Origin of the sequence: Nocardia farcinica (assembly GCF_001182745.1) — a bacterium.
Lineage (GTDB): Bacteria > Actinomycetota > Actinomycetes > Mycobacteriales > Mycobacteriaceae > Nocardia > Nocardia farcinica.
This window is the reverse complement of record NZ_LN868941.1, coordinates 62,042-76,487: the sequence shown is the minus strand read 5'-3', so window position 1 is coordinate 76,487 and position 14,446 is coordinate 62,042. Positions and strand designations below refer to the sequence as shown.

13 protein-coding genes are annotated in these 14,446 nt (G+C 67.0%); 10 read left to right on the top strand and 3 right to left on the bottom strand.

Features of this window, described 5'->3' with window-relative positions; all coding sequences use genetic code 11:
• Positions 1-33: 33 nt before the first annotated feature.
• The 6 genes from AMO33_RS29740 to AMO33_RS29715 all read left to right on the top strand — a co-directional run bounded on the left by AMO33_RS29740 (position 34) and on the right by AMO33_RS29715 (position 8,048).
• Positions 34-1,713, top strand: coding sequence for a hypothetical protein (locus AMO33_RS29740; protein WP_167547559.1), 1,680 nt, complete (start codon positions 34-36; stop codon positions 1,711-1,713).
• A gap of 76 nt (positions 1,714-1,789) precedes the next feature.
• The gene (locus AMO33_RS29735) at positions 1,790-3,289 is read left to right on the top strand and encodes an SCO6880 family protein (RefSeq protein WP_060595278.1); all 1,500 of its coding nucleotides are present in this window, start codon (positions 1,790-1,792) and stop codon (positions 3,287-3,289) included.
• Positions 3,286-4,911 (top strand): hypothetical protein, encoded by a 1,626-nt coding sequence (locus AMO33_RS29730; RefSeq protein WP_060595277.1) that lies wholly within the window; start codon positions 3,286-3,288, stop codon positions 4,909-4,911. Before AMO33_RS29735 ends, AMO33_RS29730 begins: the two co-directional genes overlap by 4 nt.
• 25 nt (positions 4,912-4,936) lie before the next feature.
• Positions 4,937-5,674, top strand: a complete 738-nt coding sequence (locus AMO33_RS29725; protein WP_060595276.1) for a type IV secretory system conjugative DNA transfer family protein — start codon at positions 4,937-4,939, stop codon at positions 5,672-5,674.
• Positions 5,674-7,398 carry a type IV secretory system conjugative DNA transfer family protein gene (locus AMO33_RS29720; protein WP_240327592.1) on the top strand — a complete coding sequence of 575 codons (1,725 nt, stop codon included), beginning with the start codon at positions 5,674-5,676 and terminating at the stop codon, positions 7,396-7,398. Before AMO33_RS29725 ends, AMO33_RS29720 begins: the two co-directional genes overlap by 1 nt.
• Positions 7,395-8,048, top strand: a complete 654-nt coding sequence (locus AMO33_RS29715; protein ID WP_060595274.1) for a DUF4913 domain-containing protein — start codon at positions 7,395-7,397, stop codon at positions 8,046-8,048. Before AMO33_RS29720 ends, AMO33_RS29715 begins: the two co-directional genes overlap by 4 nt.
• A 188-nt stretch (positions 8,049-8,236) precedes the next feature.
• Here the strand turns inward: AMO33_RS29715 and AMO33_RS31965 are convergent, their stop codons facing one another.
• The gene (locus AMO33_RS31965; RefSeq protein WP_159005502.1) at positions 8,237-8,482 is read right to left on the bottom strand and encodes a hypothetical protein; all 246 of its coding nucleotides are present in this window, start codon (positions 8,480-8,482) and stop codon (positions 8,237-8,239) included.
• Between the two features lie 93 nt (positions 8,483-8,575).
• Between AMO33_RS31965 and AMO33_RS29710 the strand changes: the two genes are divergently transcribed.
• From AMO33_RS29710 to AMO33_RS29695, 4 genes are all read left to right on the top strand, one after another.
• On the top strand, positions 8,576-9,793 hold the full coding sequence (locus AMO33_RS29710) for an AAA family ATPase (RefSeq protein WP_060595273.1): 1,218 nt from the start codon (positions 8,576-8,578) through the stop codon (positions 9,791-9,793).
• Positions 9,794-9,803: 10 nt separating this feature from the next.
• Positions 9,804-11,447, top strand: a complete 1,644-nt coding sequence (locus AMO33_RS29705) for a vWA domain-containing protein (RefSeq protein WP_082668873.1) — start codon at positions 9,804-9,806, stop codon at positions 11,445-11,447.
• 96 nt (positions 11,448-11,543) lie between these two features.
• Positions 11,544-12,566 carry a DUF6744 family protein gene (locus AMO33_RS29700; protein ID WP_060595271.1) on the top strand — a complete coding sequence of 341 codons (1,023 nt, stop codon included), beginning with the start codon at positions 11,544-11,546 and terminating at the stop codon, positions 12,564-12,566.
• 34 nt (positions 12,567-12,600) lie between these two features.
• On the top strand, positions 12,601-12,963 hold the full coding sequence (locus tag AMO33_RS29695) for a hypothetical protein (RefSeq protein WP_060595270.1): 363 nt from the start codon (positions 12,601-12,603) through the stop codon (positions 12,961-12,963).
• Positions 12,964-13,075: 112 nt separating this feature from the next.
• Here the strand turns inward: AMO33_RS29695 and AMO33_RS29690 are convergent, their stop codons facing one another.
• Both AMO33_RS29690 and AMO33_RS29685 read right to left on the bottom strand, forming a co-directional pair.
• Positions 13,076-13,477 carry a DUF397 domain-containing protein gene (locus AMO33_RS29690; protein WP_240327591.1) on the bottom strand — a complete coding sequence of 134 codons (402 nt, stop codon included), beginning with the start codon at positions 13,475-13,477 and terminating at the stop codon, positions 13,076-13,078.
• Positions 13,478-13,482: 5 nt separating this feature from the next.
• Entirely contained in the window at positions 13,483-14,388 is a 906-nt protein-coding gene (locus AMO33_RS29685) for a helix-turn-helix domain-containing protein (protein ID WP_139337582.1), read from the bottom strand.
• Positions 14,389-14,446: the final 58 nt, after the last annotated feature.

Here is a 14,446-nt window from a genome sequence, read left to right as displayed (position 1 = left end):
ACGGTTCCGGGTGCGCGCGCAGGTGCGCGAGCGATGCTGCGGCCGATGGTGTTTCTCGGCGTGCTGCTGGCGGCACTGGTCGCCGGACCGGGAATCGTCGCGGCGCAACCGCCGGCGAACATGCCGCAGAAGCTGTCTGAACTGACCGCCGAACAGAAGAGCTGGCGCGACGCCGACGGTGTGATCTGGTGCTCGGAACACCCCGAGTTCCCTGGGTGCGAGGGCAACCCGGACACCGGATACCTCTACCCCAACGACGACACCCTGTATCGGGCTCAGATCAACAACGGTGCCCGGGAAAGGACCTTCGACCTGAGCCCCGGAACAGTCGCCGAGAACACCGTCGGCAAGGCGGTGGATTCGGCATTCGGCAAGGCTGCGGAGTCCATCGGGAAGTTCGCTGGCGATCTGCTGGTCGAGTCGATGACCTGGTGGATCGGCACCGACTCGATCAGCCTGTCCTACGCGGGAGTGATGGCCGACAAACAGCCGGTGCAGAAGGTCGTCTTCTTCATCATGATGGCCGGAATCCTCACCAGCGCCATGGTGATGATGATCTCCCGCCGGACCGAGCCCGGTGCGCAAGTCCTGCTGGGCGGCGTCAAGTACGTCGTCATCTCGTCGATGGCGTTGATCGTCCTTTCCGGGGCGATCCACGCCGGCGACGACTTCGCCCGGCAGATGATCGATACCGACGCCAACCAGTTCGGCCAGCGCGTGCAGGCAATGCTGGGAACCGCCACCATCGGGAACCCCGGCGGTGTCCTGATCCTCGGCCTGCTCGGTGCCATCCTCGGGTTCATCCAGTGGGTGATGGGCTTCATTCGCCAGGCCGGAATCATCGTGCTCTACAACATGATCTTGTTCGCCGCCGCCGGACAGCTCACCACCTGGGGACGCCAGTGGTTCCCCCGCATTGCCGCCACCTGTGTGGCGCTGGTGCTCTACAAACCGATGGCTGCGTTCATCTACTCGCTCGGCTTCCAGCTCATTGGCGAAGAACAGTCCTTGACCACCCTGGTCACGGGCCTGATGGTGGTCGCCTTGGCGGTGATCGCCCTCCCCGCGATGCTGAAGTTCTTCGACTTCATGGGCATGCACGTCTCCGGTGGATCGGGCGCACTCGGCGTCGCGGTCGGCGGGTTGGCGGGCGGCATGCTCGGCGCCGCTGCGCTCAGTGGCGGTGGTGGAGGCGGGGGCGGAACGTCCGCCGGGGGTGATGGGTTCGCCAATTTCATGTCGGCCACCGGGCCGGGTGGCTCGGGAGAGCCTGATCCGTCCCCGGGCAACGGCGGGTCGCAGGCACTGACATCCGGTAGCGGACAGAGCCAGTTGGAGTCCGGGTCCTCGCAGAAGGCGATCGGCTCCGGCTCGTCTGGTGTCGAACTCGAGGCCGGGTCCGGAGGCCCGCAGCCCGAGCATCCGGACGCCGCCGGAACACCGGCCACACCGAGCGATGCCGGAGGCAGTGGCGTCGAGATCGCCGGTGCCGCCGGCGGTGGGGCCGCCGGGTCCGCGGCGGGAGGCGGAGCGGCAGCCGCCGGAGCAGCGGGTGGCGGATCGGCAGCTGCCGGAGCGGCGGGTGCCGCTGCCACCGGCGGGGCGACCCTGGCGATCCAAGCGGGGATGTCGGCAGCCAATTCGGCGGTCGAGGCCGCCGATGACGTCGGCTCGGAGATGACCGGCGACGACCTCGGGCCGGAGACGCGATGAACGACAACGTATTCCGGCGACACGCATCACGAAAGACAACACCAGCAGGGCAGGCGACACAGGTTAGGAGCACACGATGAGCGAGACCCGAGGTTACGGCGGTTACCGCGAAGTCACCGGGTTCGGGCTGGGGCGACTCGGGACCAGCGGAACGGCCATCATCCTTGCCACCGTGGTTGGCCTGGCATTCACCACCTTCATCAGCCTGGTCCTCGCCTTCATGGGATTGCTCATCGCCATCCCGGTGCTGGCTCTGACGATCGTCCCTGTGGGCGATTCTCGGCGCACGGTCGTCCAGCACGTGGCGTGGAACGTACGCAACGCCTGGGCTAATCGCTGTGCCAGCGACGCCCACGCGGCCGACGTTCTCGAAGAGGTCAGCCGAGGAGAAAACCTTCCCGGTGTACTGGCGCCGCTCAAGCCGTTGACGGTGGAGGACGGCCGAGGCGGCAACCAATGCCTGCTGTGGAACCGCCGCACCGGCATCCTGTCTGCGGTGCTGAAGGTGTCCCCTGTCGGCACAACCCTGGCCGACACGGCCGACACCGAAGCCTGGGTTCGCAACTACGGCAGCTGGCTCGCCGATCTGGGCTTCACACCCATCATCTCCTCGGTGGTGTTTACGTGCGAGTCCTCCCCCACAGGTGGTGTCGACCAGCGCGCCTACACCCTGGCGCGGATGGAGCGCGACGGCAGGAACGCCCCGAAACTGGCCAAGACGATCATGAAGAAGGTCGTGAACCAGTCGCGGACGACCACCGCGGACGTGCAGATGCGGGTGACAGTCAATTTCGACCTGTCCAAGGCGTCTCCTCAGCCGAAGACCCTCTCGGAGGGGGCGGCCGAAGTGGTGCGCTGGTTGCCGCGCATCGAGTCCGCACTCGCTGCGGCCGGGGCGACGGTGACCGAGCGGGCCAGCACGGCGGGGGTCATCCGCAACATCCGCGCCGCTTTCGACCCCGCCATCCGGGTGTTCCTCTCCGACGCTCCCGACGAGGAGGCCGACGAGTTGCTGTCCTGGTCCGACGCGGGGCCGCTGCGAACCGAGTCGACCAAGGATGTCTACTACCACGACAGCGGATACTCGGTGACCTGGGTTTTCAAGGCTCCGCCGAGCGGGGTGGTGCGACACCACATCTTGCTCAAGCTGGTCAGCCCAGGTAAGTACTACCGGCGCTTCTCGCTGGTGTACCGCCCCTACACCGCCGCCCAGGCCGCCGAGATCGTCGAGCGCGAGATCCAGGCCGGCACCCTGCGCCGGATCTGGAATGCGAAGACGAAGAAGGACGAGACCCAGCGCGAGTACGACGATCGGGTCCGCGCCCGCAAGGCCGCTCAGGAAGAGTCCATGGGCGCCGGGCTGGGCCAGTTCACCATGTACATCACCACCACGGTGCGAAACGAGGACACCTTGGCCGCGGCCTGCGCCGACATCGAGGATCGAGTCAGCGCCTCCAAGTTGCAGTTCCGGCGGGCACGCGGCGCACAGGCCGCCGCGTTTGCAACGAGCCTCGGCTACGGCATCGAGCCGACCGCCGGACTTTCCCGTAGCGCCGCGCAGAGGTGGCTGGCATGACCACCGAACTGATCACCGAAGCCGAATCCGCCGCGCGGCAGCGTGCGGGAGCCCAAGCAGGTCTGGCAGAGCGATGGTTGGCGAAGTTGGGCGTCACTCCGGCCTACCGCAAACAGGAACAGCCCGACGAGAACGAGCCTGGACAGGCTCCGTTCAACCCGTTCCTGCCCTTCGAGTCCTTGCCTCCGATTCCCAGCGCGCGGGGCGAGAACCGTCCGTTCGGCGGGTACGCCCACAACGTCGACGCGGGTCGGCTGTATGCGGGCACCACCACCCAGGTTCAGGGCCTCTACCCGTTCCCGGCTGCATCCGGTGCCCGCGTCCGGGGCGTCCCCTTCGGCCGCCACCTGCACACCGCCGAGCCAATCGGGCTCGACCCGTCGCAGTGGCTCGTCGACGGTCTGGTCACCAACACGGGCCTCTGGGTGCAGGGCCAGCCCGGCATCGGCAAGTCCACCTGCTGCAAACGGTTGATGGTCGGCCTCGTCGCGTACGGCTTCGCCGCAGTGATCCCCGGCGACATCAAAGACGAGTACAGCCCAATCGTGGAGGCACTGGAAGGCAAGGTTTTCCGGATCGGGCGCGGTCTGCACAGCCTCAACCCCCTCGATCTCGGCCCGCTGCGCGGCGCGATTCGCGCCGCTGTAGGCAGCCAGCGTGAACAGCTGGTCTCCCAGGCCCGCGGCCGGCGCCTGGACCTGCTGGAGTCGCTGATCACCATCGTCGGCGGCCAGGATCTGACTGCCACCGAGCGGCTGCTGCTGGCGATGGCAGTCGACCAGGCCGACGACGCCAGCGCGCGGCACCATCTCCCCGATCCCACGATCCCGGAGCTCGTGCACATTCTCGATGAGGCGGGCGCACCGTTGCAGCGCGTGGTCGCGGCGCGAGACGAGTACGAGTACCGCCGCGAGATCCGGGAGCTGCGCAACACCCTGGTGCTGTTGTGCGAAGGCCCGATCAAGGGCATGTTCGATCGGTCTTCGAGCTTCTCGATCGACGCCGATCTGCCCGCGGTCTCGCTGTCGCTCAAGGCCGTTGAGGATGACGGTGACGACGTGGTGGCCGCCGCAATGATGTGCGCGTGGGCATGGTCGGCCGGCCTGATCGAGGGTAAGCAGGCCGCCGGGGAGCGCCGGAATGTGTTCCAGCCCCAGGACGAACTGTGGCGCGCGTTGCGCGCGGCACCAGGTCTGGTGGAGAAGTCCGACCGCATGACCCGTCTGAACCGCGCACGCGGTGTGGTGTCGGCACAAAGCACGCACTCGATCACCGACCTCGAAGCGCTGCCCACCGAAGCCGACCGGGCCAAGGCCAAGGGCATGGTCGCGCGCAACGCGATCAAAGTCATCGGCGGGCTGGACAACGCCGAAATGGAGCGCCTGCACGCGATCAGCCCGTTCACCTCTGGCGAGAAGGAGTTGGTGACCCGCTGGTCCGCTCCGCCGACCTGGGTTCCCGGTCAACGTCACCCAGGTCGCGGCAAATATCTGATCAAGTCCGGCTCCCGCATGGGCCTGCCGGTCCATGTCGACCTGACACCGGAAGAACTCGATCTCTACAACACCGACGGCGCTTTCGCCGGACTCAACTCCGACGGACGGAGGAGCCATGCAGCATGAACGACCGACTCGGGAGAGGATCGTGATGCGGGACGTCATCTCCGCACAGGACTGGGACCACGATCCGGTCGGCGCTACCTCGGCCATGGTCATCACCGTGACCGACCACGTTGCGGCGTTGCCGCGACGGTGGTGGGGCCAGGCGTTGGTGTGGAACCCGGAGTTGCCGGGCCCGGCAACTACTTTCCGTTGGGATCTGCTGGCCAGAATCACCGATGCCGCCGATGCCGACCGGATCGCCGAAAACCTCTTCTCCGTGGTCCGAGATGAGGCGGCTCTGTACTTCGTCCCGGAAGCTACGCTGCTGACCGCGAACCTGTTGCTGGCGGCCGTGCGCGGCCGCCGCAGCCTCACGGATGTGCTCGACTGGATTCACTCCGGTGATCTCAGTGAGCCGTATCAGCTGCTGCACGCGAACGGGGAATCCGGTCCGACCGCTGATCTGGATACCTTCGGCGAGACGCCGGCCGGGGAACAGGCTGCGATCTGGGCTGTGGTCCGCCAAGCGATGCTGCCGCTGGACCACGGCATGATCCTCGCCGCGCTGAGCGCGCAGACCGGTGCGCTTCCCGGCGTCGGGCCGCTGCCGGTGCTCGAGGCGGCGGCGCTCACCGCGCGCCGGGAGGTCTTCGTCGTCGAGGTGCCGGGCACCCGAAGTGCCGGTGCGGCCGCCGCGTTGCGGGCGGAGCTGCTGCTCGCGGCCCAAGAGGCGGGTCTGGTGGTGCGAGTGGTGAGTGTCGGTCCTCTGCGAAGGGGTGCGTGATGGGTGACTCTGCGCTGGCGTGGGTTTGGATCTCGGTGTTGGTCGTCGGTGGGATCTGCTACAGCGTCTACCGCATTCACGAGCAGGGTACGTCGTGGCTGGTTATCGGGCTTGTGGGGGCGCTGTTGTGCCTTTTGCTCGCGGCGCTGGCGTGGGTGGTGTGGAAGGCATGGCCGAACGAGACGCCGGAGAAGTTGCTGCGCGACAGGAAGCAGATCCCGGACATGATCGGGAAGAAGGCTGCTGAGCGAGGTGTGGGCCTGCGCGCCTCGATCGAGTCGGCCAAAGGCGTGTCCATGCGGGAGCTGGCGCCGCTGATCGGCCGTCTGAAGGGCAAGTCGGTGTATGCCTCCTACGAGGACTTCACCATCGTGATGATGGGACCGCGCAGCAACAAGACCTCCGCGGTCGCGGTCCCCCGCATTCTGTCAGCACCCGGGGCGGTGATCGCCACCTCGAACAAGCCGGACCTGTGGATTCTGACCGGCGCCCTGCGGAAGGACGTCGGCCCGGTCTACGTCTTCGATCCCAGCCAGATCGCCTACGCCGCCCAGACGTGGTGGTGGAACATCCTTTCCGGCATCACCACGCTGCGAGACGCCAAGAAGGTCGCCGAGCACTTCATCGAGGAGAACCGCGGCGGCGGGTCCGGACAGAACGAGGACCCGTTCTTCGCCCCGACCGGCAAGAACCTGCTGTCCTGGGCGTTGCTGGCCGCATCCCTGAGCGGCCGCACCATGCGTGACGTGCTGGATTGGATCGACACGTACTCGGACAAACCGATCGACATCCTGCACCAGCACGGAAACCGCCGTGCGGCCAACGCCTTCGCCGCGGTGCTCGACCTGCCCGCCGAGACCCGGGGCGGTGTGTTCGGTGAGGCCCAGACCGCGCTGGCCAGCATCCAGGACGAAGAAACGTTGCGCTGGATCACTCCGCCGAACACGTGGGAGCAGCCGACCACGGAGAAGATCACCGAACTCGATTTGTGGAGCCTGTTCGCCTACGAAGACGGCAAGGCCCCGACGCTGTACTTGATGACCCAGGAGGGTTCCGGCTCCGCCGGCGCGGTGATCGCGGCGATGGTCGCCAAGATATTCGAACTCGGCGACCTCGCCGCCTCGGCTCATGGCGGCCGGGTCGATCCACCCTTGACTCTCGTTCTCGACGAGTGCGCCAACATCTGCAAGATCAAACGGTTGCCGAAGCTGGCGTCACACCTGGGGTCGAAGTCGATGTGCGTCACCGCCATTTTCCAGTCCGAAGCCCAGGTGATCTCGACCTGGGGTGCGGACGACGCGGCCGCCCTGTGGGGTGCCTCCACCGTGCGCATCCTCGGCGCCGGATTGCAGGACGAACCGTTCCTGCGCAAGCTCTCCGGCCTGGTCGGACAGTACAAACCTCGTGAGCGGCGCCGCTCCCATGGTCCCGGGGGTGTTACCACCTCCAACGATCGTGGATCGCTGGAGCCGATCATGCCCGTGGAAGAGATCGCTGCGATGAAGAAGCGCAACGCGCTGCTGATCCGGCAGGAATCGCGCCCCGTGCTGATCGACCTCATCCCCTGGTACACCGAACCGGACAAGGGCGATGTCGAACGAGTCCGCGACGAGGCCACCAAGGAGGTGCAGAACGCCGCGATCGAGCATCTGGGCCCGGCCAACCCGGTCGCCAAGGCGCTGCGGCGGCGGCTCGACGAGCAGGCGAAAGCGAGTGCGGCGTGAGCACCGAATCGCCGGATGAGCGGGTCGAAGAACTGCGCAACCAGGTCGCCTCCCTGAGCGAAGCTCTCGTCGAGATGCGCAACCAGCACCGGCTGTTGTCCACGAAGGTGGAGCGGGTCGACGCCACCGCCGCCCGATCCTCCCAAGGGCTCGACGAGTTCGAGACTGCGCTCGGCGTTCTGGCCGACCGGCTCGCTTCCGCCGCCCCTGGTGAGGCTCCCGCTGCGGCCGCCCCGAGCGGTGCGGGTGACGGCGCCAGCAGCGCCCCGCCTGCCGCGATCCCCGACGGGGCCGATCCGGACCAGATCGACATGGACGTGCTGCTGGAATGGGTGATCGCCAATATCGGTGAGTGGGCGCAGCGTAAGCTGCCTCGCTCCACCACCAGTTCCGCCAACGGCGCGATCTGCTGGTGCTCGGAGTGGTACGAGCACCCCGAGGCGGTGACGGTGCTGTGGTCGCTGCGCCGCTCGTGGCTGGAGGCGGTCGTGCAGCCAGGAGCCGCCATGGCCGTGTACTTCCGCGACTTCTTCTACCCTCTGCTGCGCAACCTGACCGATCCGGCGGGGCCGTTCTACGCCTGCACGCCCGACAAGCACGACCCGGAGGCGAAATTCGTCCCGGTCGTTCCGGCAAGTTTCAGACCGTAATTCCTTGCCGTCCAAGCCACGCCGTCACCATCGAGCACGGTGGGAGGCACCACTCCCCTCGGCCTTCCACCGCGCCGGCGACGGCCTCCTCACGGAGGGAAGGCGCGCGGCATCCGGACCCCTCCCCAGACCGGATGCCACCCGCGCCTTCCCTCCGTCTCGTTCTACGACGCCGCCTTCCCCCGCATTCAGCGAGGCGCTTCATGCGAAGACTCCTCCGTACGAGGACGTCCGCGGGTGCGCGGCTCGGGCCAGTGCTCGCCGAGTATCGCGAGCGCGGTGTCCGGGTCGGCGCGCAGCCAACGCACGCAGGCACGCAGGTATTCCGTCAATCCCCGCCCGCGAGCGCGGAGGAGCTTCTTCGCGTCGTCGTACTCGTCGTTCTCAGGACGCCAGGTTCGCTGGGGGGCCTTGTGCGGGTCGCTGGGCGTCATCGCCCCATCCTCACTTAGTGGGTACCCATTTGTCCAACCTCTGTGCTAGTGTCGTCCACATTAAATGGGTACCCATTAAATCGGGGAGAGGTCATGAGCGGGAAACAGCAGGTGGAGCACGACTCGTCCGACACGGCGCGCAAGCTGCGGGCGGTGAGCGATGAGTTGTCGGACTTGTTCTACGAGCGTTCCGAAGTTGTGCGCGCGGTGGTCGCAGCGATCCTTGCGGGCAAGCACTCGCTGATCCTGGGCCCTCCCGGCACCGCGAAATCCGAGTTGGCGCGGGAGCTGACCGGCCGGATCGTCGATGCCCAGCTGTGGGAGATTCTGCTGAGCAAATTCACCGACCCGAAGAAAATGTTCGGACCGGTCGACGTGGCAGCACTGACCCAGGGCCGGTACACCCAGCTGTTCGAGGGACGTGCTACGACCTGCCATATCGCGTTCATGGACGAGATCTTCAAGTGCTCGGTGGGTGCTCTCAACGAGACACTGGCCTTCCTCAATGAACGGCTCTACCACCCCGAATCCGGCGGGGCCCCGATCAGCTGCCCGCTGATCTCGGCCATCACCGCCTCCAACGAGCTGCCCAGCGGGGAGGAAAGCGCCGCGATCTACGATCGTCTGCTCGTCCGGCTCGAGGTCGGCTATCTGACCGATCCGTCGAACTTCGCCGCCCTCATTCGTTCTGCCGTCCAGAGCCCCGCGGCCGCCGCCGCGCCGACCACGGTCACACTTGCGGCGTTGCAGCAGGCGGTCACGATCGACGTCCCGGCCGTGGCGGTGCCTGACGGGGTGGTCGATACTGTCTGCCAGCTGCGAACCTCGCTGAGGCGACAGTCGCTCGTGGCGTCGGATCGACGCTGGAAGCAGGCCATTCGCCTTCTCCAGGCATCGGCGTTCCTCGACGGCCGCGCCGAGGTCGACGACAACGACCTGCCGATGCTCACCCACGTGCTGTGGGACTCGGTCGCCGAGCGGCCCACCGTGGAACGGGAGGTACTCGCGCTGGTCAACCCCGACGCGCGGGAGGCGATGGACCTGTCCGACGCCATTGCCGAGATGGCCGCCCAGCTCGACGCCAAGGCGGGTCAATCGCGAGAGGCGTTGTCGCAGTGGGCGATCAAAGAGGCCAACCACAAGCTCGGCAAGGCGGGCAAGAGGCTCGAGGAGCTGCGTCACAACGCACGTTCCGCAGGCCGGTCCACGGCCACGGTGGACGCGGCGCTGGCCCGGCACAAGGCGGTCTACGCCCGGGTGATGACCGAAGCGCTCGGCGTGGACGTCAGCACCCTGACCGGCAGCAACTGACCGAAGGGGGATGGTTTCGATGTCCAGCACTGCACTGCGCAAGTTCGCCGATCTGGCCCGCAAGGCAGGCCGATGGGTCGGCCTGGGCACGTCCGCACCCGCACGGCCCGTCACGGTCGTGGAGGGCGACCGGTTCGACGTGATGACCTGGACCGAGGTGCGGGATCAGGCCACCGCGCTGGCCAAGGTCGAAGAGGAGCTGTCCCAGCGCTTCGACTACGTGCCCGATCTGCTGCGGGATGTATTCCTCACCGTCTACAAGGCTGATCCCGTCCTGCGCGACCCTGCCGGGGTTGAGCCCACTCGGCTGCCGAACCACGCCATCGTCTCCGCCCTGGTCGGCACTCCTGAGTACGCCGATCTCCACCGCGAGACCGTCGGTGACGAGTACGCCGCCGCCATGGCGGTGATCGCCCAGCGCTCGACTCTGGCCCAGATGCTCGAGCAGTCCCAAGACGCTCAACAGGCCGCCGAACAGTCCGCCGCGGCTGAGCAGGAGGCCGCCGAGCGTGCCACAGCAGTCGAAGTCGCGCTCGGCGCCGCCGCTGATCAGGTAGACGACGACGGCGCGGTGCCCGACCAAGCCGCCGCCGCGGTCGACAACGCGGTAGCCGCAGCGCACGCCGCCGACGATGCGGCCCAGCAGGCCCGCGCACAAGCGGAAGCAGCGGCCGGCGCGCTCGGCACCACACTGCGGGCGGACGCTCGCCAGGCGATGGCCTCCGCCGCCGAACAGGCGCGCGAGGAGGCGGCGCTGATGGCGGCCTGGGGTCTCGGACCCGGTCAGCTGCAACGGATGTCGTTCGACGAGCGCGCCCGGCTGGCCGAGCGCCTGCGCGGTGGCAGGCTGGGCAAGTTCACCGACCTCGTCGGCCGGTTCCGGCGCCTGGCCACGGCCGAACGCACCCGCAAGCTCGAACACGTCGCCGGAGAACTCGTTGGTATCACTCTGGGCGACGACTTGACGCGGCTGATCCCGTCCGAGGCAGCCAATCTTGCGCACCCCGCGTTGCGGGCGGTGTTCGCCGCCCGCTTCGCCGAGAAGCAACTGATGCTCTACGAAACCATGGGCGAAGACCACAGCGGCCGCGGTGCGATCATCGCCTGCCTGGATTGCTCGTATTCGATGTGTGCACCGCACACCGGGCCGGATGGACGGATCGCCAGCGCGGAGGCATGGGCGAAAGCCTGCGGGCTCGCGCTGCTCGACCAGGCCCGCGCCGAGGGCCGCGATTTCGTCGGCATCCTGTTCTCCTCGGCTGAACAGGTCAGCGTGCACAGGTTCCCGGCCGGAGAGGCCGCGCTCGACCAGGTACTCGATTTCGCCGAGACCTTCTTCTCCGGCGGAACCGATTTCCAAACACCCCTCGGTGCCGCCGTCGACATCCTCGCCGAGAACCACGGCGACGAGGCGGTGCAGGGCGGGGACATCGTGCTCATCACCGATGGGGAGGCCGAGGTGGCAGAAGAGTGGATGCGGACCTGGAAGTCGGCCAAGAGCGAGCTGGACTTCCGACTGTTCGGGGTGGCCATCACCGACCCACGCCGCCCGGCCGGCCGTAGCGCCGTGCTGGAAGCGTTGTGTGACAACCTGCGCACCCTTGACGACCTGGCCGACCCGCACCCGGCAGCGGACCTGTTTCGGGTCATCTGACCGAGCGTGCTCCCCCACCGCGCCGACTTCACGGGGGGCGGTGGGGATGAAAACGAACGTTTTGAATAGATTGCGGCTTGATGAGGAGGCTTCCCAATGTCCGTCTTCGACCAGTACACCGACAAGGCAGAAACGAGCCCTGTGCTGGGCTGGCTGGTGCTGTACTCGATCTTCCGGGGGGAGGTCACTCCGGAAGAACTCGAAGAGTGGTTCGACGAATTCGACTTGGACACAGTGCATCTGCCACCTCCCCTGCGCGCCGACGACGCCTTCGAGCGGGTCACCGGGCCGCAGGGAGTGAAGGCTGTCTACTCCCTCGACGATCCCACGGCGGACCGAAAAACCCGTCCGCGGCGCAAGTCAGGCGACGATGCCGGTGATCGGGTGGCCACGCTGATGGTTCGCCACGTCCGCCGTGACAGCGGTCAGTTGGTTCGCCACCTCGTGCGGGAGGTCCGCGACGAGGAACGCACCGAGCTGTCCTACGACACCCGCCTGGGCGTCATCGCGTTCATCCGCTCCGATGATCCCGACGCCGCCGGTGCGGGGAAGCTCCGGGTGGAGCCGGACGCCGCCGCCATCGCGGACCTCCCGCAGGGTGAACAGGATCGAGTCGAGCAGCTGCTCGCGGAAGTCACCGACCTGCACACCTGGCACTCGACCTACATGGGCCCCGACCGCCTTCGGGCCATCGTCCGCCGCTACGTAGAAGCCCTTGGGGGACTGAAGGTTCGACCTACCGGCGGGGTCTACTTCGTCACCGCCGAGCACGAAGCGACCCTGGCCGGGCTGCGCGAAGTAGTCGCGCGGTTCGGGTCCGGCAGCCACTTCGTCCGTGTCCCCCTGCCCGATGAAGACGAGATGCGCGAGATGATCGTCAACGCCTTCACCAACCAGGCCCGGGAAGACCTCGAGAAGCTGGCCGAAGACATCGCCGCGGCGAAGGCGAACGGAGCCGGCGACGCCGCTGTCACCAACTTGCACAACCGCTTCCAGCAGCTGAGCCGCCGAGCGGAGGAGTACTCCGAACGGCTCTCCGATTCCCTGGACGATACTCACGCCTCACTGCGGTTGGTGAACATGCAGCTCGCCGAGTTGATGATGCGCGCAGCCGGATAGGCCCTCGCCCGGCCGGTGAACTAGTGTCGCTCATATGTTCGATGAGGCCCGATACCAGCCGTGCCGGTGGGTGGACCCCCCTATCGACGTGACCGTGCGGGTGGCCGGTGTTTGGCCGCCCGCACGACTCCGCTGGGGAGGCGCCACCCCCCTATGGCAGAAGGCGCGTGGTCTGCGGGTGGAGGACGACGTCCCTGGGCGGCTGGAGGAGCTCGTCGTCACCTCGGTGGGCGATCTCCTGGGAAGGGTTCGGTTCGCTCCGCTGCTCGGCGACCAGCGCACAGCCGAGAACATGCTCCTTCCCCCGTCCACATGGCAGCCGATCGCCGACGATGATGTTCAGCGCCTGCACGCCCTGGTCGTGGAGTTCGGCTTCGAGCCGGGTCATCTGCTGTAGCACTGTTCGGAGATGCGAACGTCCGCCGACCTGGGTTCAGTCGACGGACGTTGGATTCTGGTAGGGGTGTAGCGAGCCGGAGAGAGTCGTCGCCGACGGACGGGCGGCGGGCCTAGGCGGCGACCTGCTGGGGCTCGAACTCTCCTGCGACGAGGCCAGCCTTGAACGCTCTCCATTCCGCGGCGGTGAAGGTCAACCTTGTACCGTCCGCTCCCTGGAGCACCATTCCGCCGTCAACCGCCTCTTCGAGGACGGGCTGACCGGGAACCGTAGGCGATGTTGCAGCGCCCAAGGCAGCGGCCCGAAGCCCCTCCCATGCCGAGGCCGGCATCTCGACGACCGGCTCCTCTTCCGGAAGATTGCGCGGGTCGCGCCCGTATTTGCTATCTCGAATGAAGATCAGCTCCTCGCCCGACTTCCGGCGGACGAGGACACAGTTACCACCGCCGTCGCTGGCGGACGCCTTGACGTACCCGTCAAGCGGCCGATGCCCGGTCATGATCGTGTTCCTCACTTGCTTCACTGCTCCTTTGCGAGAATTTCGGCACTCCGGGCGATGAGTACACGGCTTTCGTCCGGGGGTAGGGCTATCTCGTGCAGCCGCTTCCAGAGCCGCTCATGGTTGGCGACCTCGGCGTGATCGCGCAACAGCACATCGTCGGTTAACGACTCGACGAACACCAAGGGCGGGTCGCCCGCAGCGAACTCGTAGATCGACACCGGCGACCTCGGCGCTCGCAGGCCGAGTAGTTCGCCACCGACGGGCAGGATGCGGAAGTCGATCTGCTCGTTCGCGTCGATGAGCTTCAGCAAGTGCTCCAGCTGTTCGAGCATTGCCGGAGCGGGCACGACGCGCCGCCGAACGACGGTCTCTTCGACGATTACCTCGATCCGGGGACCACCCTCAGTGAGCGCTTCCTGCTGACGGCGTTCGCGGGCGCGGATCTCGACAGGATTGTCCGAAGAATGATCGTTGGTGACCGTCGCATCATGGCGCGCACGAACGTATGCCGGCGATTGGAGAAGGCCGGGAACCAGCGCGAAGTCGTACCACCGGATTCGGCTGGCGCCTGCCTCAAGATCCGCCGGTAAAGCCTGGCGGTCGGACAACCCGCGGAAGGCGCGGCCCTCCCACCACCCGGACTGCGCGGCGTCTCGGGCGAGCGCGTAGAACTCCTGCCAGAGGGGCGAATGCTGCTCGACGCCGAGATGCTCGGCAACCTTCATACTGACGTCGGCCGCGACTCGACGTTGTCCGGTTTCGATGCGGGTCAGCAGCGTCCGGTCGATGTCAGCTTCCTTGGCCACCTGCTGGATCGAGCGTTCTTGCTCTTGGCGCAGGTTGCGGAGGCGGTCGCCGAGATGCAACCGCCGACTGTAGGGCGACATTCGGTAGCCATTGGCCGAGATCGGGCCCTGAGTCACCGGTCACACCTCCTCTAGCGCACAGTGACTTTTTGTCACATCCAACATTCTGTCACAA